Source organism: Aliivibrio sp. S4MY1, from assembly GCF_028765545.1.
In the GTDB taxonomy this organism is placed as follows: domain Bacteria; phylum Pseudomonadota; class Gammaproteobacteria; order Enterobacterales; family Vibrionaceae; genus Aliivibrio.
In genome coordinates this window covers 48,722-69,367 of the sequence record NZ_JARACP010000007.1, presented here as the reverse complement: position 1 = coordinate 69,367, position 20,646 = coordinate 48,722, and the positions used below count along the sequence as shown (strand labels likewise).

Here is a 20,646-nt window from a genome sequence, read left to right as displayed (position 1 = left end):
AGTTATGTGAGTTTTATTCAAGAAACGTATTCGTAATTGATTAGGTTTGGTACGTCGAAGCTAACGGCACATTGGGTAGTCTTAAAATTCGGCGGGATAGTTACATAAACATTTAAGGCTTCAAGATGATTTTTCTAATACTTACTTGGTCTTTCTTATATCGTCTAGCTCTTTTTGGACGTAGTTTAGATTATCGTCGACTTCATTTGGGGATAAGTATGATTATTTTTATAGTTATTGGAGTTTGTTTGTTAGTAACAAACATTACAAACAAATAAGGGGGCTTAATGCGACATAGTTAGCTCCTGCAAGGCGTTAGCACAGCGGGTTGCGTTGTCGTTACACTTTCAGCGAGTACCCATATTCCACATTTTTACATGCTGATAAGTCCTTTGACTTATTGATTATCAAATCATCTCACGACTATTTTCTAATTCAAGAAACGTAACGCTCCTAATCACAGTAGCTAATTTTTGCATTGGGTATTTTTTACCATAACGACCAAATGTCATGCTTTGATGTGTATGACCAACAATTTGTGCTACCAGTGATTCTTCAATCCCTTTTTGCTTCAGTTCATCGATGAATGTATGTCTAAAGCTATATGCAGTAGGGCGTGCATTAGCAGGCATACCTATTGCTGTCTGTAAGCGTCCAAACTGCTGACAGTAACGTTTCGACCAGTCTTGCCACTTCCCATCAGGCTTATAGTTAAAGAGCTGAATACAACGTGCAGCTTTGCGGTTAGCAACATAATCTAGAAATCCTTTTTCTATTAAAAGAGGGTGAATAGGTACGTAACGCAAACTACTTGCAGTTTTAATGTGTTGGTCTTGACCATCCTCAGAAATCAAAAAGCAGTCAATACCTTCTTTATTACAAATATCAGCGACACGTAACTGACACGCCTCGCTCGGGCGTAAACCTTGGTAGAGCATAATGGTGGTAATCAATCTAAACTCGTCAGGCTTGGATTGAAATGCGGTTGAGCGATACAATTTAACTAAATCTGTTATAGACCAACGTTCACGCTCTTCATCTTGACTTTTTTTCTTTGCTTGCTCTTGAACTGTGATGTCTTGAAATGGATTATCCGTCACGTATTTCATTTGTTTACACCATTTGAAGAACTGGCGACACGAAGCCAAATAGTCTTTGTTTGTTTTGTAACTACGCCCTTCTTGATACAAGCGGTCGCGAAAGCGAACCGCATCAGCACTAGTCACTTGAGATACACAGCGTGATGTCAAATTAGAGAGGAAGTGCTCAGTTCGTTGTTTTAGTTGCTCGATGGTGAGTGGGCGTACTTTAACGTGTTGTTTTGAAATAATAAATTTAGCGAATGCTTTTTTGACGGTAATGATGGTTTTTGTCTTTGTAGCAGGGGAGGTAATCATTGTTACTGTTTGTGATTGAAGCGAACTTGCAGTTCGCATTTGTCGAACAGGTAAGCGGACTGTATCGCGTAGAGTAAAGCTATCTCGTACTTGGTTAACTAGTTCATCAACTTTATTGCGGAAAGTACTAGCGTCGCATTCTTGGAAAGCGTCATCGATGAGCTTTCTAAGTTGCGGAACCAGGATGAAATTACGATCGACGGCTTCATCACGTCGTTTAGTGAGTAAAGAAATTTTCAAGTCAAAAGGAAAGCCATTGTCACGTAAGGACTTAGGCAAACAGATGCGGGTATAGTAGGTCGAGTTTGGGGCACGAAAAAGGTACATTGTCTCAGTCAATCCTGTGTGATGACTTAATGCAGCCCCAAAAATGAGAAAAGCCCTTGAATAATCAAGGGCTTAATGTTTGGTGGAGGGATAGGGATTTGAATGCTACACCTATCAACTAAAAGCGCTGTAATTACAATGGGTTATCTGTTTTTCTCAAAAATCAATTTAACCGTATGTCTAGTACATATTAATAACGATAAAATTGCTAACCGTCAAGAAAATCCGATTATTTATCTGATGTTTGCGGTTTTATGGGTAAATTAATGGAAATGCGGATTGTTTACATTATATGTTTGATGATACATCGGTCAATGTTCAGTAAGTTAGTTTGTTAGTAATGTTTGTTCGCAAACTCGTATAGTTAGCTACCTTAGAATGTATTTTTTAGACATGGTTTATGCCGCCATGTAAACATTAACTCCAAACAGAATACATATTAGTTACAAGTTACGGACGAATATCACATTCAAAACCTTTTTGTATTCTTATAATTGCATAAAATTGAATGGAAAACTGGAGTTTTTATGAAATATTCATTAATAGCATGTTGCATTGCATTAGTTACAACATTGTCAGTAATGGCGAGCTCAGAATACAACCAAGAGGATAGATATGAACCGATAACACCTGAAAGAATAAAAAAAATAATGGCCATAATAAAGGATCCAAAATCAAATCCAAATTTCATCCCAGTCTGTGCTCATCGTGGACTCTGGCTAGATACAGCAGCAGAAAATAGTATTTCAGCACTTGTTGACACAGTGACCTACGGAATTGAATGTATTGAAATGGATGTTAGAGCTACCGCTGATAGTCCAACAACAGGAGAGCACGTTATTTTTCACGATTCTATTGTTGATAGATTACTAACAGATCCTAACGGTCATCCAGTAACAGGATATGTCGAAAATTACACAACAGATCAATTAAAACAGATGAGATATAGAAATCGCCTTCTTGAGGTAACAGATGACAATGTTCTAACAATCGATCAATTCTTAGATCTAATTTGGGATGAAGAGACTCATTTCCCAAGATTGATTGCAAATTACGATCTTAAAACCAGAGATGTAGCGACATTAAGAACTTTAGTCACAAAATTAAAAAATAAAGGATTATTAGAGTATTCGGTTATAAAAAGTACCGCAACACCAACTGATGTGAATGAAGCAATAAAAGGCATAACAGATTTTAAAGAAATGCTTTTCACTCCAATAATTTATGACAACATGCCTGATTACGAAGCGAGATTTAAAGAATTTAAAAATTTAGGCGTAAAAAGCTTCGAATTAGTGATTAAAAATTACAAATCACCCTTCCTTACTCCTGGAGGGATGGTTGAACAAATAATTTCTGGGAATGGTTGGAATGGCTTATTTGATCAGTGGCCAGAAAGTCCTAAAGGTCGATTTGATAATTCCACTTTTCAGTGGGTTGACATGGATGATAATGATATACGAGGTAATTTTGACAGCATTTTAAAAACCCGTTCTCAGTTTGTGATATCAGATCATCCTTTATTACTTATCGATTACTTAGAAATTATGGGCAAGCGCCATTTGGAGCAATAGCATGAATAATATAAAGTATATTTTTATCATTTTAACTTCATTTTCAGTTCAATCGGCTCCGTGGGAACCTTGGGAAATGCCTGAAATTGAATACCCATATAAAATGAGAAACATCAGTGATATTGGTTGGGAAAATATATACGGAATTAGCGATAAAAATGCACGATTATTTTCCATACTAACTCACAATGGCAATACTAGATTAAAAAGTTTTAATGATGGTGGGGGCTGGATTGCTGTTGCTGATGTAATTAGTGGAGATGCTGATAGGAATTCTCATACCATAACACCATTCGATAAATTTAACTATGATAATTTATGGTACTATGATTTTAATTACCTTAAATCATCTATGTTTTATCATCGATATCAAGATTATAGTAAATTACCTTACAGAAGGAAAATAATGACAGCTTGGGCTGATGAGCCAATTAACGCATACAAGCCAGTGTCTGCAGCAATGTGTGATAGTAGTCAATCTTCAATTGTTTGGTTAGGCTATGGTAATCCAAGCTCGATGGCTCAATGGGATGTGTATTACGGTTTTAATAATTACCATTCAGATAGCGGAATTACAAGACTAGCTGATGGAAATCACAATATTTTCACTGGGAGTTATGGCTCAATGGAAGGCAAACATGTTTGTGGTGATGGGTATGCTGATTATTGGAATCACTATTGGATTATTCGTAGTGTTGTAGGGGCAAGCCTACATGAGCCTACAATGTATTTCCCTTTAGAATCGAACCCTTGTGATATATTTGGAAGTAAAACTTGTGCGTCTCCCCACCGACTTAATTATGGAACTGACCGATTTGGCAGAGATCAACATGCGGCCTATTTCCATCCAGGGGGGTCATTAGAGCTAGATATAGAGGAAATAAAGAAAATTCTAGATTCTAACAATGGCGCAACTATTTCCTTTTGGGCTAAAGTTGCTACAGCAGACAATAGAAGAGATTACCCTCAACGCACTGATAAATACTGGAACTATGCATTTTGGGCATTAGATTCAAATTTACATGGTGGATATAACATGCCAGCGGGACTAGCTGTTTCAAACCATGGTTATATTGGACTCCCAAAAACAACTCAGATCTCACCAAAAGACAAAAGAGATTGGATGATTTGGCTTACAGAACCACAAAAAATAAAACAAAACAACGACGTTTGGAGACAATTTGTATTAGTACTAAATCATGGTAGAACAACGGTCTTTACTCATGACCCTTATTTTGACCACAATGAACCTTTCAAGAAAATGTACACTATGCATGGTGTAATACCTTTAAACTTAACTGGTAATTATTCTCACGTTGGCTTCGGTAGTCCTAACTTATATAAACCTGATTTAACAAATAACATCACAGCCATTGACGATATTGCAATTTATAACTATCCACTAAGTGATAGCCAAGTTCGTGACTTAATGAATAGACAATTATTAGGCGATTTCTAAAGAGGACAGATGTAAAAAGCCACCTAGATAAACAGGTGGCTTAGAATTACTGTTTAATAAGATTCATCTCTACAACCATAGGCAAATGGTCTGTCGTACGGGCATAAATTGTCTTTCCGACCTTGTCAGTTGGTTTAGGAATGCTTACGCTTTTAATATCCCATTGTTGCGCGTTAGAAGTTAATATGTAATCAATTTTTCTATCGGGATTCCAAGATGGCGCGGTTAATTGTAGATCAATATCTGTATCATTAAACCAAGCTGTTATATTCTTATATTCTTCAGATGTCGGCCCGAAATTCAAATCGCCGATGATGATTGGTAGTGCGTGTGCAAACTGCCATGATGAGAATTGCGTCTGCAAAAAGTCGACCTGTTTCAGACGTAATTCAGGTGAGCTATGGTCTAAATGCGTCGCAACAATCATGAGTGGTGCAGGATAATCAGGAATGTCAATTTCTACCGCACATGCAGTTCGCTGTTCACCACCTTCAGCATTAGGAAGGTCTGCTTTTTTTACTAATTTAATTGGGTATTTAGAAATAACAGCTGAACCATACTTGCCGCCATCATGTTCAATCGCGCCACAAAAGTATGACTGCATTCCAAGTTTATCAGCAATATATTTGGCCTGATCTATAGGTTTTTCACCTACAGAGCTAAAATTAACGCCTGAGCGGTTGGTCAGTTTATCTACCTCTTGTAAAGCGATAACGTCTGCGTCCATCTTCTTTATCGCCAATACTAAGTTATCGGTACTACCCATTCTTGATGCCATAATATTTATCGAACCGACTCTGATATCAGGCGTTATAACCTCTTTATCAATTAATTGTTCAGCATATGTATAACCAGGAGCGAAAGCCAACAATGTGATTGGCATCAATTTATTAAACATTTTTAACCTTACTATAATTTAAATAAAACCATTCATTCATCGAAGAAGAATGAATAAACAAAAATTAAAACAATTTACGATTTTAATAAATATTACCCATGTGAATGTGGATATATTTTTATTGAAATAGTTCTAAAAAATGTGCCAGTTTACGTTTTGTAATGTTCATCACTTAAGTCACGTAACCTTTGCGCGGCTTGCTCTGCGGTCAAATCTCTTTGGCTTTCCGCTAACATTTCATATCCCACCATAAACTTACGTACACTTGCACTGCGAAGTAACGGTGGATAAAACAAAGCATGTAATTGCCAATGCTCAATATCCTTATCTTCATTGAAGAATGGAGCATAATGCCATCCCATAGAATAAGGAAAAGAACATTGAAACAAATTATCGTAACGGCTAGTTAACTTTTTAATTGCAATAGCTAAGTCATTACGCAATTCTTCATTAAGTTCACTCATGCGGCGAATATGTTTTTTTGGTAGCAGCATGGTTTCAAATGGCCACGCTGCCCAATAAGGTACCAGCGCCAACCAGTATTCAGTTTCGAAAACAATACGGGAGCCATCTTTTAGTTCAGAACGCACGTAATCAACTAATAAGTTACTACCATATTTTTTATAATATGTTTTCAAGTGATGATCTTTACGTTCAATTTCATTTGGTAAAAAGCTGCTAGCCCAAATTTGTCCATGAGGGTGAGGCTGAGAACAGCCCATAGCTACGCCCTTATTCTCAAACGCTTGCACCCAAACATAATCATTGCCTAATTCTTCAATCTGCTCGCTCCACGCATTAATCACGTCACCTATTTTTTCAACAGATAACTCAGGAAGTGTTTTGCTGTGATCAGGCGAAAAACAGATTACTCGACTCAAACCACGTACAGCTTGTGTTTTGAATAACGGGTTGCCTGACTCTGGTGTATCTGGCGAATCTACCATTAACGCAGAAAAATCATTATCAAATACATATGTACCATGGTAATTTGGGTTTATCTCATCACAGATACGTTCATTAGTTGGGCAAAGAAAGCACTTCTCATCATAGCTTGGTTGTTCGTCGAACTCAGGTTTTTCATCTGCACCGCTCCAGGGGCGTTTTGCACGATGGGGAGAGACTAAAATCCACTGACCCGTTAACGGATTATAACGACGGTGTGGATGTTCCATCGGGTTAAATTCAATATTCAACATATTACTCAACCTTATTTTCTTGCTAATCCTATACGTTAAATAATAGATTTAACTCGTAGGGTTATACGTAAAATTCATTATAAAATGGGATGATAGATGCACCTAGTGTTGAACTTTTCTCACTGTTTGGCGATAGAATTAATTTTGGTGAACTGGCATCACTAGGAACAAGTGTACTAATGCGTTCTGACAAAATTTTGATTAACTCTTCGGCTACAGAATTAGGAAGCGAACCACCTAATATAATTAACTGTGGATCAATCCACTGAATACAATTCGACAATATCTGTTCAATTTGTACCGCACTACGAGCAACCCATTGTTCTAGCGGCAGTTCTTTTCGGCTCACGAAGTCAAGATATGATGGCCTTTCCTTTCCATACGGGAAGGATAAACCAACTTGACCAGCATTATTGAACCCCCCCTTAAATAACTCACCATTATAAATAATCCCAGCACCAATCCCAAAACCAATATCGATAAAAACCATAGTTGAGAAATCTTTTTTAACATGCGAGTAATATTCACCTATCACAGATGCATTTACGTTATTTTCTATATAAACGGGGTATTCAAATGCGTTATCTAATATATCAGCCAAAGCAATATCATTAAAACATTGCAGAGCTGGGACACATACCCAACTCTGATCAATACCTCTATAAGCAGGTAACGAAAAGCCGATACCTAATATTTTTGCCTTCGGTATTTTCGCTTTTACAATGCCAAAATTAACTAAATCCTGAATAGATTCGAGCATTTTTTCAAGGTTTTGTGTTTTGTCTACCGAACGACTTGTATGATAGACAATCAATCCTGACAAATTTGATATTGATATCGCCATGAAATTTGGCTCAATACTAACACCTAGAGAGAAGGCTCCTTCAGGATTAATTTCAAGTGGTATTGGTGGTTGACCTCTGCCACATTTTTGTCTTGAACCTTCTCGTAACAAACCAAGATTAATAAGTGACTTAGACAACTGAGTAACAGCACTTGGTGTTAGACCAGTAAGTTCACTTATCCGCGCCCTACTAATGACACGATACTTTGAGACCGCTGAAATAATCTTTCTTTGATTAGTCGTAAGGTCATTAGTTAGGTAGCTTTGGTTATTCATTAGTATGCTTTCATATTTGCTTTGTTGATTAAACTAATCATATATAATGCATCATCATGACTAATCATGTCTATCAGACCTTCTCGAATCCAGGCTAATATTTCTTCTTCGGCTTCTACACCGAACTTGTCATAATAGTTTTCTGTCGGTGTTTTATTGTTACTGTGCGCATGTAAGTACATACGAGTACCTAAACCATGCTGCTTATACGCACGTAAATCATCAATGTGTGCAAACTCATACTCAAAGCAAACACAAGAAGCATTAGAACCGAGAACACATTCTAGCTGGTTGTTGTAACGTTCAAGTGTCACAACTTGTAAAGCTAATTCAGGAATAATTTTTTTTACTTTGTTAATCAATACGTGGTCAAACGATAACAATTGAATAAAATTAACTGCATGAGGCACTGCACGAATAACATCAACAAAACAGTCAATAAACTCATCTTGACGTATGCGTTGTTTTGCTTCGACTATCAAGCCAACTCCATTCTTAATCGCCCATGAAAGCACGTCGACAAAGAGCGGTATTTTTGTGCCTTTAAACTCTTCTCCAAACTTAATTCCAAAATCAAAAGCTAGCAATTCTTCATACGTTAATCGGTCTACAAACCCTGTTCCCGTAGAAACACGATCCACAACGTGGTCATGAACAACGACTAATTGATTGTCTCGTGTTAGTTGGATATCAATTTCAATACAGTGTGTATTTGCTCGTAAAGCTCCTTCAAAAGCAGGCATTGTGTTTTCTGGATAAATCTCGCAGTACCCACGGTGTGTGTTCGCCAAAACAACCCCGTTTTCTGCATTGTGGAATTCAAATTTCATCTATTTATATCTCGTTAATACCATTGGCATTAAATTATTACAAAAAACTTAATCAATCAAGTTTCTTTTTTAAATTAACCTAAGTTATTGATAAGTAATGATATGATAAAAACTTGACGATCATCACATACCAATTAAATTTTTATTGATAATCTAATACAACTTCTCATCAATAATGGATAAGCGAAATGACTGATAGATTGACCCTTAATAAGATTTCGAAGTACTTTGATAACGGCTATTGTGCGGCGAATGAAATCTCACTTAACGTAAAGGAAGGTGAATTCGTTACGCTTCTTGGTCCATCAGGCTGCGGTAAAACAACTCTTCTAAAAATAATTGCAGGATTTCACAATCAAGATAGCGGTGATGTTCTAATTAATGGCCAAGTTGTCAATGACATGCCACCAGAACGTCGAAATACAGCCATGTGCTTTCAATCTTATGCCCTCTTTCCACACATGAATGTGTCGCACAATATTTGTTTTGGTCTAGTGCAACAGAAAATGCCACTTGACCAACAAATTTTAAAGCTGAATGAAACACTTAAACAAGTAGGACTGGTAGAACACAAATTAAAAATGCCAGCCCAACTATCTGGCGGCCAACAACAACGCGTTGCACTTGCTAGAGCAGTTATTACACTTCCTGATGTTATTTTATTCGATGAACCACTGTCGAACCTCGATGCTAAACTGCGGGATAGCGTTCGAATGGAGTTAAAAGAACTTCAACGAAAATATAAATTAACTTCTATCTATGTCACTCATGACCAAGCAGAAGCCCTCTCTCTATCCGACAAAATCGTAGTGCTGAATAAAGGCAACGTTGAACAGATGGGGACACCAAAAGAAATCTATAACAACCCTGCAAACTCATTTGTGGCTGATTTCATTGGTGCAGCCAACATTTTGGAAGGCACTATGCAAAATGTTGATGGTCAATCAGGTTCAATTACATCAGACGTGAGTGAGTTTATATATTCATCAGATTATCCAAACAACTGCAAAGTAGATGAACGACGTTATTTCTGCTTCCGTCCAGAGGATATAAAGCTCAACACGGATAACGCCACCGTCAATACATTTGATGTTTCAATTACCAAGATCTCTTTCATTGGTAACTTAGTAGAAGCGTATGGTACGACCACGGGATTCGATAAAGAGCTTCGTTTGCAACTTTCAAAAAACCTAGATGTACAAGAAGGTCAAACATACTCTTTCTTTGTTCGTCCTGAACACATTAAGCCTTTGGAATTAATCTAATGCCAAAACTATTAAAAGATAACGGTCTTGCCTGGTTATTAATGCTCAGCGGAGTTGGTACAATCCTGCTCTTAATGGGGTCAACCGTATATACCATCATTATGCAGTCATTTGGTTACTACAACATGACAGGTGAAAGTGGATTTACCTTGCAATATTGGACTGAAAATCTACAAAGCCCACAGATGCAGAGCGCCTTATATTATTCGATTAAAGTCGCAACATTAGGAGCATTACTATCGATTATTGTCGCCTATCCAATTTGCTTGTGGTTACGCAATGAGATCAAAGGGAAAGAGTTCATTATCTCCGTAATGCGTATACCGATGTTTGTCACAGGGCTCGTTGCCGCGTTCTTGTATGTCAATATCATTTCGTATCATGGCATCTTTAACCAATTCTTGATGTTCATCGGCATTATTGAACAACCATTACGACTACAAAATGACTCCTTCGGTTGGGGAGTCATTATTCTTCAAATGTGGAAAAATATACCTTTTGCTTTGATTCTAATTTCTGGAGCAATGAACGGTATTCGCGGCGATGTTTTAGATGCTGCAAGTAATTTAGGCGCATCTCAATCTCGCAAGTTCTTCACCGTAATTGTGCCTTTAACCCTTCCTGCCGTTCAGGTTGCTATGATTCTTATCTTCATTGGCGCACTTGGTGACTTCGCCTTCTACTCTATTGCTGGCCCGCGAAACACATATGCGCTTGCTCGACTGATGCAAGTAACCGCAATGGAATACGCGGAATGGAACAGCTCTGGCGTGATTGCAGCCATTATTATGATCACTTCAGGAATTGCCGCGACCGTCATTACGCTTGCAATTAAACCATTTACACAGAAAAAAGGAGAAGTGAAATAATGAATATTCTTACGAAACGTAGTAATTCCATTAAACGCCTCTTTAAGACAAATAGAGAAAAAACACCAAAAATGGAAACCACCAATGGAAAGAAGGTTACAAGAATATCTCTTATCTTCTTCTTTGTAGTGAACTTCATTTGGATCGGTATACCTATCATCATGGCGGTTTTGTGGTCTCTGGTTGATCCCGACCATCCTTGGGCATACCCTCAAATCTTTCCTGAGGTGCTGTCATTTGGCAGATGGTCTTACATGTGGGAAAACACATCCCTAGCAGAAGCTATCTGGAACAGTTATCGAATTGCTCCTGTTGTGGCTATTACCAGTATCTTGCTCTCTATTCCGACAGCTTACGCGCTAGGTCGATTAGAATTTAAAGGAAAGAAAATCTGTGAAATGATTTCGTTAATTCCTCTTGTTATTCCTGGTATGGTGATCGCCATTTTCTTCAGCGCCGCTCTTATGAATCTAGGAATTGAGAATCAGTTCATAGGCATCGTTATCGGTCACACAGTCTTAACTCTGCCCTACTCAATACGTATTATGGCTGCTGGATTCAAATCGGTTCCGCAAGACATGATTGATGCGACACGGAACTTGGGTGGTAACTATTGGACAGTATTTTATAATGCTTTCCTGCCTTTTTTAAAACCGAGCTTATTGGCAGCTACGATCTTTTGTTTAGTTAAAAGTTTAGAAGAGTTCAGCATTTCATTTGTACTTGGTTCACCTGATTTCATCACTGTACCTACAATTTTGTATTCCTTCTTAGGGTATTCATTTGTTCGTCCAGATGCAGCCGTAGTATCAATGATTTTAGTCATACCCAATGTAATACTAATGATAATTATTGAAAAACTTTTAAAAGGTAATTACGCCTCTCAATCAAATGGAAAAGCATAATGAAACTAGTAAAAAACTTATTAACTCTCGCAGTCATGTCTACTTCAATCGCCGTCAATGCTCAGACCTATGAGCAATTACACCAAGGAGGAATCAACGATACACTGATAAAGCAAGCGCAAGATGAAGGATCTGTTATTTTCTCTGTATGGTACCTTCAGCCAAAATGGCGTGAGTTTGTTCGAGAGTTTGAAGATAAATATGATGTTAAAGTCCGCATTCCTGAAGGCTCAATGGATGGTACGTTCAGTAAACTTTTAGCCGAGCAAAAACGTGAAAAAGGGCGCATGGACGTTATTGCTTTGAGTCCGACACAAATTAGTCTTGCTGTAAGACAAGAAGCAATTGCTAAAGTGGATCAACTAGATAACTACGCTACCAGTATTCATCGAGTAAACAACATTGATTTGAATGGTTATGCGATAGGCTTTTGGGGTAATAAAACAGGTTTAGCTTATAACTCATTGATTATTGATGATAAGGCGATCCCTCAAACGTTTGAACAACTCCAAGAGTTTATCACTAATAATCCTAAGCGATTTGGTTACAATGATCCAAATACAGGAGGGGCGGGTGCTGGTTTTATTGAGCGTATGGTCACAATTAATTCAGACCCATTTGATCCTCAAGAGAAACCTACAGAAAAAGTGCTTACTCAATGGTCGAAAGCTTGGGACTGGTTTAATGGCAATAAAGAGAATATGATCATATCAGCTTCTGGTGCCGACAGTCTCAATCGACTAAATGATGGCGAAATCGCCATTGCTCCTGCTTGGGAAGATCATCTACTTGGGCTACAGAGTTCAGGTGCGATTACGAAGAGTGTGAAGTTCTATGTACCTGAATTTGGTATGCCAAGTGGCGGTAATGTTGTAGCAATAGCTGCGAACACTCAGAAACCAGCGGCTTCAATCCTATTTACCAACTGGTTAGTTTCTCCAGAAACTCAACAACGTATGCATGATAAGTTTGGCTCAGTCATTATGGTGAAGGATACAATTGCTACCTCAGCGACTGAAGTACCTCACTTTAACAAAGAGCTCGCAACAGAATTGAAAAAGCAGTTTATCAATAAAGTAGTTCTCGGTGACTGATATCTATAACCGTAGAGCATTAAATTTAGGGGCTTGTTGCAAATAATCAAAATGGATAAATTAGTCCTACAATGGCCTAATGTCGTTTACTTAAGGGTGAGCGGCATTCTTGTTTTTGGCATATCGTTGAGGTTTTGGTTTTACCATTCGAGGGAATGTTCTTTCCCTTCGCCTATCAAGTATTAATCTTTCAGCCATCTGATGGACGCTTTTTAATTGTTGAGGGCTCGCTCCTGGCGTTGAGTATGGTAAACCAACTGATAACGCAGATACATGAGCAAGTGTCCCATTAAAACTCAATTGATAAGGGAGATAATTGAGTTTTAAATTAAAGCAAGGCTCTACCATTTGGTAGCGAATTAAATTATAAGTCAGCAAGATACTCCATAGTTCTTGTTTCACTAATTCAGATGGTTTCGTAGTGTTAAGCGATTTCCTAACATGTATTGTTTCTGCTCTCGGTAACCTAATTCTATTTCCCAACGATGCTCATAAAGACCAATAATATCTTTTAATGGGTAACGTAATGGATGAATCATTGACGTCAGAACTTGATGATTTTTTCCTTTAATTTTTCGAGTCACGAGACAAGCAGTCATCGTTTCAGGTAAATCAGAAAACAGTTTTCTTGCTCTTGGGTTACTCCGAAGAATAACAAGTTTATCATTACGATCTAGCGATCGAATTATTTCATATTGAGTATTTTGTTAAGAGGAATAATCCAGTGACGCTCTGAGCTTGTCATCTGCCATTTATGTAGTAATCCTAATGAATGGAACTGTAATAGCATAGTGAATTATGCCACCTACTTAGAGTTCTAAGCACAAAATAGTAAGCCTAATTGTAGAAATTGAATTTAAGTTCAATCTCACACTAACAAATTTTGGGGAAAAAGCGATCTAGAATAAGCTATTTGCCCATTTTAGTGGGCTAGGAGTTAAGAGGGCTTCCTCTTGCCCGCAGCTATCGTGCATCTTTTGCGAAGCAAAAGTGTGACGATAGCGCAGCGGGTTGCATTGTCGTCACACTTTCAGTGAACGCCTATTTCGAGGTTGTCCTCAATACTTGTTTATGCACTTAAGGTGATATCTATGTCGTCTAACCGAAATAGATTTACGACCTCTACAAGCTGCTCTGGCTCCAGTCGTTTACCATATCTTCCATAAGTCATGTTTTGATGCTTATGGCCTACAATTTCAGAAACCACATGCTCTTCGACATTCGCCCGTTTTAACTCATCAATAAAAGTATGACGGAATGAATAGGCGGTTGCTCGCTGTCCTGCTTTAAAGCCCACGTCATTAAGAATGTTGCCGAAGGTCTTTCTATAATCTTTTGACCAATCATTATCTGCACCGCGAGGCGTTACATTAAAGAGCTGCGTCTCTTTTGCTCGCTGGCGAGCTTTCACAAAGGCTAAGAACCCCATATCTAGCAATGTTTGATGAATGGGTACAGTTCTATTGGATAACTGGTTTTTCAGCTTCTGAGCGTCACCAGAGTCCGAGAACTGAATGCAAGGCAGTTCGCCTTGCTTGATATCCCGAACTTGAAGCTGACAAGCTTCTGATGGCCTGCAACCTTGATAAAGCATCAATAAGGTTATCCACTTAAAGTCCGTGTTTTGTTTGCGATAAGCATCGTTTGAGAATAATTTCTGTAAATCCTCACTTTTCCAACGTTGTCGTTGCTCTTGAGCACTCTTTGCATTTTTAGAGGATGTTTTGACGACAGCAAATGGATTAGCTGTAATAAGCTCATGAGCTAAACACCAATTAAAAAACTGTCTATTTGCCGCAATGTAGTCTTTTAATGTTTTGCTGCTTAATTTGCGTTTGAGTAATCGGTCTCGATAGTGCATTGCTATGCTATTGGTAGGCCTATCTGCATTTAATTCATTTAGATAGCCTAAAAAATCATTACATCGTTGCTCTAATTGATTAAGGGTGAGTTGCGTGACACCTTCTAATTGCTTAGATTGAATAAATTCAGTGAGCGTATTTGTAGTAATACCAGGTGAGGGGGTAGTGGCGATTTTTATTTTTGGTGAAGGGTCTACCACAAGCTTAGGAGCCTTGGTTTGCGTTTCAGGTTGTGCGTTATAAGCGGCTCGTAGGGTGTTAATTGACTCAGCCAGTTCAGTTTTAAACTCGACAATCGTTAAAGAGAGCGCAATGGCTTTCTCAAACAACGCATGAAGCAATTGAACTTGCTCAACATTTCGACGATAAGCGGTTTTACGCTCACGAGTAAGTAGGGAGAATTTTAGTTCGTTAGGATAACCACTTTCACGGAGTGAAAGTGGAGTAGCGATACGAGTATAGTACACGCTATTTGGAAGTCTTAATAAGTACATCTGTGCCACCTTTCTGTGCAAGGTGATTTTCGATAGTACAGATACAAAAAAACCGCTGTAAAAACAGCGGTTTAATCTTTTAATTTGGTGGAGGGATAGGGATTTGAACCCTAGAACCGCTATTAACGGTTGCCGGTTTTCAAGACCGGTGCTTTCGACCACTCAGCCATCCCTCCGATGCCGCGTATAATAGGGGGAATGGCTTTCCTTGTAAACCCCTATTTTTATTTAAATAGACTGTTTGGCTTTTTATTGCTCTGATTGGTCCGTTTCTATACATTTTATCCAAAAATAAATTGTTCGATATAGATAAAAAAACATCAATAAAACATTTAGATACATTTGATAAACAAAAAAATATCGTATGCATATCAAGTGCTTTTATATAAAATTTATTTTCTATTTGATCTTTTGTTAACGATTCACTCTACTTGTGTTTTAAAACTGTTTATCTTTATTTCAATTGTTGGTCGTTTGGATCTTTTATGTATAAAAAGCATAAAAGACTACTTTTAAATGGAAATTGAAATGAATAAAAAATTACTTGCTCTGGCTGTTATCGCAGCGTCTTCAAATGCAGTTGCTGTTGAGTTATACAATGAAGATGGCACTACTTTTGATATTGGCGGTCACGTATCGGTTGCTTTAGAAGGTTCTGATGAAGGTGATACTGGTTTAACAGCAGTTTCTCCACGTTTAAACTTCAATGCGACACATGACTTGGGTAATGGCTTTGTTGCTGATGCAAAAGGTGAGTGGGCACTTAATTACTTAGATGGTGGCGAGAACGCATTTACGACTCGTCTAGGATACATTGGTGTAACGCATAATGACTTTGGTCGTATGGTTGCTGGTACACAATGGGCACCTTATTACAGTGTTGCAGGTGTTGCTGATATGCCAATCGCCTTTGCCAATGACTTTATCTATGAAGATCACGGTAACTTAGGTACGGGTCGTGCAGAAGAGATGCTGAGCTACGGTAAAATGTTTGAGTTCGGTGATGCGGGTAAACTAGGCGTTGCTGCCGGTTGGCAAGGAAGTAAGACTGATTCTGATTCAACGGCGGAGTATGGAGATCGTGCACAAATCGCATTGAACTACAGTGTTGCTGGCTTCTCTGCAAACTACGCGTATAACACGGGTGATGTAACTTATGGCTCGGTAGGTACTAAATCAGAAACCTCAGAATCTCACGTGATCAGTGGTACTTACGGTAGCTATGGTTCTGGTTTATACGTTGCAGGTGTTTATGCAATGAATGAAAACATGAATAGCGATGTGAATGGCAATCTTATCGAAGACGGCTCAGCATACGAAGCGTTGTTTGCTTACGCGTTAGATAACAGTTTAAACCTAAGTGTGAATTATGAATCAGTGGTTGATAATGACGCAAGTAAAACGGTTTATAGCACTTCGGCAATTCAAGCAGAATACAATTTCACTAAGAAGTTCGTTGGCTTTACTGGTTACCAATTTGATTTAGGTAACGACTACAATAATAAAGAAGATAATAAGTGGATGCTAGGTGCACGTTACTACCTATAATCGACATTAGTTATTAATCTTTAACTTTCCTATGATAATCCAGCGTATCGCAAAGTACGCTGGATTTTTTGCATCTAAAAGAGATAAGAAAAGTAAAATGACGGTTACTTCTAATAGGGATAATGGCAAGGGTTTGCTACAATCGGCGAAAATTATCGTATTTAAAGGTTCATCATGTCATTTGCGTCATTAGGGTTAACGGAACAGTTACTGAATACCGTTGCAGAATTGGGTTTTAAAGAGGCAACACCAATTCAAGAACAAGCGATTCCTCTCGTATTACAAGGACATGATGTACTTGCCGGAGCGCAAACAGGAACAGGCAAAACCGCCGCTTTTGGTTTACCGCTTATTCAGCGATTAATTGAAAATCCGATTAATCGTACTCAGAACTCAAAAGTGATTGGCAGCTTAATCTTAACGCCAACGCGTGAATTAGCACAGCAAGTATTCGATAGCTTAGTCAGTTATACCAAAGGTACCAATATTAAAGTGGTGGTTGCTTATGGTGGCACGAGCATTAATGTTCAGAAAGACAATTTAGTCGGTGGCGCTGATATTTTAGTTGCAACGCCTGGGCGTCTATTGGATCTTTTGCATATTAATACCATTACCTTAAATCAAGCGGGATATTTAGTCTTAGATGAAGCAGATCGAATGTTAGACATGGGCTTTATTCCTGATATTAAAAAGATCTTACGTAAGATGCCTGCTGAGCATCAAACATTATTCTTCTCAGCGACATTTAGCAAAAAAGTAAGAGAGATTGCTTACTATATGTTGCATAAACCAAAAGAAGTTCAAGTGACACCGACAAATAGTACTGCTGATACAGTTGAACAGATGGTTTACCCTGTTGATAAACACCGTAAAAGTGAACTACTTGCCTATTTAATTGGTTCTCGTAACTGGCAACAGGTACTTGTGTTTACTAAAACAAAGCAAGGCTCGGATGAACTCGTTAAAGAGCTGAAAAAAGACGGCATTAAAGCGGTATCTATTAATGGTGATAAAAGCCAAGGTGCGCGTTTACGAGCGTTAGAAGAGTTTAAAACAGGTAAAGTTCGAGCATTAATTGCAACAGATATTGCGGCTCGTGGTTTGGATATCGAGCAATTAGAATGTGTGATTAACTACGAATTGCCATTTAAAGCAGAAGATTATGTTCACCGCATTGGTCGAACAGGCCGAGCGGGTTGTACCGGTAAAGCCATCTCACTAATGAGCAGTGATGAAGAGTATTTATTACAAGCCATTGAAGCATTACTTGATACTCGTTTACCTCAAGAGTGGTTAAAAGGTTATGAGCCTGATCCAAATGCACCAGTAAAAGAAGAGGGTGCAAGACAAAGCCGTGGTCGTTCAGCAGATAAGAGAAAAATGAAAGCGAAGATGAAAATTCATTCGAATCGCGGTAAGAACAAGCGCTAATAAACCGTTCTTATTAGTCATGAATGATAAATGCCAGCGTGAAGATAAATAAGTCTTCACTCTGGCATTTTTATTATACAAAGCCAACAAGCAATAAAAGATAGATGCCTCTTTTATCATATTGTTTTTTACTCCATAGCTTGAATTGTATTATTTCTATTTATAGTTATAAAAATTATCTTAATTTTTTGTGATCTTGCCTATAGTTCGCTCTGTATTTATCAAATCTTAGACTTGACTTATTCATATGTAAAATAGTGTAAAATTAAGTTGAATGTCTAAGTTTGAGGCGTATCATGCCGAAAAAAGCTGAAGCCACTTTTGGATTCTTTCCCTTCAGTATTGGAGTCTTTATGTCGCAAAGAGCACTTTCTGTACTTTGCTTATTGTTTTTATCTTACACTTCTTCTTTATTTGCAGAATCTTTTACCTTACCTATTTGGAAAGAAGAAGCGGAAGCGCGTGGATATACGCTTCCTGAAGCATTTGGTCTTAACGTTAGTTACATGAAGCAAACTCAAGATATCTCTGTAGACAGTGTTGGATTTGAGGGAACATATCCCGTAGATTTGGGTTGGTTTGGAAAGCATAATGTGCCTTTAGGGGATGTCGTTCAAATAGAGCCTGTAGGTACAGGAAAACAAATGAGTGAAGTGCTGACATTACGTGGTGATGTTTGGCTGTTTCCCTTCTTAAATCTATACGGTATTGTTGGAACCCTTAATGGTTATTCAGAAACCACAATTAAAGTTAAGGCTCTTGGGTCAGAGAAGTTATCAGGGACTATGCCATTTAGACTAGAGCTCGATGGTACGTTATATGGTGCTGGTTTTGTACTCGCTGGCGGTTACGAAGATGTATTTGCATTGGTTGATGCAAGCTATACAGAAACAGAACTGAATGTTATTGATGGCACAATTAGCTCGATTGTGGTCTCCCCTCGAATTGGTTATGATTTTACACGTTTTGGTACTCCGTTGCGTTTGTGGGTTGGTGCTATGTATCAAGATGTTGAGCAATCATTGTCAGGTAATTTAACGGATATCGGTTTAACGGGTAGCTTAGGTAATCTAGTGGGTAACGTTGATAATGGCCGTTTTAATGTTGAGCAGCATTTGGTTACACCATGGAATCCTTTGTTGGGTATGCAATATAAAATCCATGATCGTTTGTACCTTTTAGGTGAAGCTGGGCTTGGTGATCGCAAAAGTCTTTTCTTAACTGTTGATATGCGATTTTAGATCATGAAGTTATTGAATATATCAACAGCAGTTTTGCTGAGCTGCTGTGCACTATCCATTTCTGCGAAAGAACAACAAAGTTGGGTTGATACTTTCCTTGAAGAGTTAGGGTCATCAGAAGATATTGATGTCAGTAAAGGGGTTGACTGGGCTGTGCTTCCTGGTCCTTTTGCTAATCCTGAGCAAGGCTTTGGGATCGGAGTTGCTGCTGTAGGTCTTTATTCACCACTTGAAGACAAAGACAGTGCACCATTATCTACGGTTAGCATTACAGGCTATGGTTCAACATCTGGGTCTTATGGAATTGGCATTAATAACCGAACGTATTTTGAAAATGATGATTTACGTTTGTTGGTTCAAGCAAAAGCAAGTCATACCCCTGAATACTATTGGGGCGTAGGTAAACAAGCTGCTGAAATAGACAGTAATAAGACTCTTGTTGAAGCTCAAATACTAGGCTTTACACCAAAAGTAGCTTATCAATTTTTACCAAATACCTATGTACTTTTTGGTGCTGATATGGAGAGCTATCGTAAGCTTTCGTCAGATACTGATACATTAAATCAAAGCGAACTGAAAGATACATTTTTAAGTGCAGCAACGTTAAGTGTTGAATATGACAGCCGCGATTTTGAGCTTAATGCGCATAAAGGAATGCTATTTAGTATTAACTGGAATGCTTATCGTACTGAATTTGGTTCCGATTTTGATTTTGATGAGATAACTGTGAATTATCGTCAATATTATAAAATGACGTCTGATACCGTTCTTGCTTGGGAAATATACGCGCAAGATATTCAAGGAGATGCCCCTTGGTTTGCGCTATCAGCTCTAGGTAGTGATAAGAGAATGCGAGGGTACTACTCTGGGCAATACAGAGATAATAGTCAGCTCTCTTCCCAACTTGAGGTTCGTCATCAATTTAATCAACGTCATGGAATGGTTGCATGGGTCGGCGGAGGAAATATCGCTGACAGTTATCAGGGGTTACTTGATAGTAAATGGCTTCCTACCTACGGGATAGGTTACCGATTTGCGTTTAAACCAAGGGTTAACGTGAGATTGGATTATGGTCTAGGGAAAAATAGCCAAGCTGTCTACTTTCAAATAAATGAAGCGTTCTAGAAGGATTC

Annotated in this window: 16 protein-coding genes, 1 tRNA gene and 1 pseudogene; 10 read left to right on the top strand and 8 right to left on the bottom strand. The window is 38.3% G+C overall.

The annotated features are described in order from the left end of the window. Positions 1–407: 407 nt before the first annotated feature. A complete protein-coding gene (locus tag PVK71_RS09470; RefSeq protein WP_274418281.1) occupies positions 408–1,724 on the bottom strand; it encodes a tyrosine-type recombinase/integrase in 1,317 nt (438 codons plus the stop codon). A 527-nt stretch (positions 1,725–2,251) separates the two neighbouring features. On the opposite strand from PVK71_RS09470, the gene PVK71_RS09465 reads away from it, so the two are divergent. Then, positions 2,252–3,298: a glycerophosphodiester phosphodiesterase family protein gene (locus tag PVK71_RS09465; protein WP_274418283.1), complete on the top strand. Its 1,047-nt coding sequence runs from the start codon at positions 2,252–2,254 to the stop codon at positions 3,296–3,298. A 1-nt stretch (position 3,299) separates the two neighbouring features. Then, entirely contained in the window at positions 3,300–4,757 is a 1,458-nt protein-coding gene (locus PVK71_RS09460) for a hypothetical protein (RefSeq protein ID WP_274418284.1), read from the top strand. Between the two features lie 46 nt (positions 4,758–4,803). Here PVK71_RS09460 and PVK71_RS09455 read toward each other — a convergent pair whose 3' ends face one another. The 4 genes from PVK71_RS09455 to PVK71_RS09440 all read right to left on the bottom strand — a co-directional run bounded on the left by PVK71_RS09455 (position 4,804) and on the right by PVK71_RS09440 (position 8,804). Then, positions 4,804–5,655: an endonuclease/exonuclease/phosphatase family protein gene (locus PVK71_RS09455; protein WP_274418285.1), complete on the bottom strand. Its 852-nt coding sequence runs from the start codon at positions 5,653–5,655 to the stop codon at positions 4,804–4,806. A 149-nt stretch (positions 5,656–5,804) separates the two neighbouring features. After that, the gene (locus PVK71_RS09450; protein ID WP_274418286.1) at positions 5,805–6,854 is read right to left on the bottom strand and encodes a UDP-glucose--hexose-1-phosphate uridylyltransferase; all 1,050 of its coding nucleotides are present in this window, start codon (positions 6,852–6,854) and stop codon (positions 5,805–5,807) included. Between the two features lie 61 nt (positions 6,855–6,915). Continuing rightward, entirely contained in the window at positions 6,916–7,974 is a 1,059-nt protein-coding gene (locus PVK71_RS09445; RefSeq protein WP_274418287.1) for an ROK family protein, read from the bottom strand. Then, entirely contained in the window at positions 7,974–8,804 is an 831-nt protein-coding gene (locus tag PVK71_RS09440) for a glycerophosphodiester phosphodiesterase (protein WP_274418288.1), read from the bottom strand. Before PVK71_RS09440 ends, PVK71_RS09445 begins: the two co-directional genes overlap by 1 nt. A 188-nt stretch (positions 8,805–8,992) precedes the next feature. Between PVK71_RS09440 and PVK71_RS09435 the strand changes: the two genes are divergently transcribed. From PVK71_RS09435 to PVK71_RS09420, 4 genes are all read left to right on the top strand, one after another. Then, complete coding sequence (locus tag PVK71_RS09435) at positions 8,993–10,069, top strand: ABC transporter ATP-binding protein (RefSeq protein WP_274418289.1); 1,077 nt, start codon at positions 8,993–8,995, stop codon at positions 10,067–10,069. 74 nt (positions 10,070–10,143) lie between these two features. Next, positions 10,144–10,938 (top strand): ABC transporter permease, encoded by a 795-nt coding sequence (locus PVK71_RS09430; protein WP_274421806.1) that lies wholly within the window; start codon positions 10,144–10,146, stop codon positions 10,936–10,938. Next, positions 10,938–11,843, top strand: coding sequence for an ABC transporter permease (locus tag PVK71_RS09425; RefSeq protein ID WP_274418291.1), 906 nt, complete (start codon positions 10,938–10,940; stop codon positions 11,841–11,843). The genes PVK71_RS09430 and PVK71_RS09425 overlap by 1 nt, the downstream gene beginning before the upstream one ends. Next, a complete protein-coding gene (locus PVK71_RS09420; protein WP_274418292.1) occupies positions 11,843–12,937 on the top strand; it encodes an extracellular solute-binding protein in 1,095 nt (364 codons plus the stop codon). Before PVK71_RS09425 ends, PVK71_RS09420 begins: the two co-directional genes overlap by 1 nt. Before the next feature lie 90 nt (positions 12,938–13,027). On the opposite strand, the pseudogene PVK71_RS09415 reads toward PVK71_RS09420, so the two are convergent. From PVK71_RS09415 to PVK71_RS09405, 3 genes and pseudogenes are all read right to left on the bottom strand, one after another. Beyond that, positions 13,028–13,715, bottom strand: a pseudogene (locus PVK71_RS09415) (transposase); the annotation flags it as partial. Between the two features lie 291 nt (positions 13,716–14,006). After that, positions 14,007–15,293 carry a tyrosine-type recombinase/integrase gene (locus PVK71_RS09410; RefSeq protein WP_274418293.1) on the bottom strand — a complete coding sequence of 429 codons (1,287 nt, stop codon included), beginning with the start codon at positions 15,291–15,293 and terminating at the stop codon, positions 14,007–14,009. Between the two features lie 85 nt (positions 15,294–15,378). Then, positions 15,379–15,469, bottom strand: a tRNA-Ser gene (locus PVK71_RS09405). A gap of 352 nt (positions 15,470–15,821) precedes the next feature. Between PVK71_RS09405 and PVK71_RS09400 the strand changes: the two genes are divergently transcribed. The 4 genes from PVK71_RS09400 (at position 15,822) to PVK71_RS09385 (ending at position 20,638) form a co-directional block, all read left to right on the top strand. Beyond that, the gene (locus PVK71_RS09400; RefSeq protein WP_274418294.1) at positions 15,822–16,841 is read left to right on the top strand and encodes a porin; all 1,020 of its coding nucleotides are present in this window, start codon (positions 15,822–15,824) and stop codon (positions 16,839–16,841) included. A gap of 174 nt (positions 16,842–17,015) precedes the next feature. Continuing rightward, positions 17,016–18,272, top strand: coding sequence for a DEAD/DEAH box helicase (locus tag PVK71_RS09395; protein ID WP_274418297.1), 1,257 nt, complete (start codon positions 17,016–17,018; stop codon positions 18,270–18,272). A 353-nt stretch (positions 18,273–18,625) separates the two neighbouring features. After that, positions 18,626–19,513, top strand: a complete 888-nt coding sequence (locus PVK71_RS09390; RefSeq protein ID WP_274418298.1) for a TonB-dependent receptor — start codon at positions 18,626–18,628, stop codon at positions 19,511–19,513. Between the two features lie 3 nt (positions 19,514–19,516). Further along, positions 19,517–20,638, top strand: a complete 1,122-nt coding sequence (locus tag PVK71_RS09385) for a BamA/TamA family outer membrane protein (protein ID WP_274418299.1) — start codon at positions 19,517–19,519, stop codon at positions 20,636–20,638. Positions 20,639–20,646 lie beyond the last annotated feature (8 nt).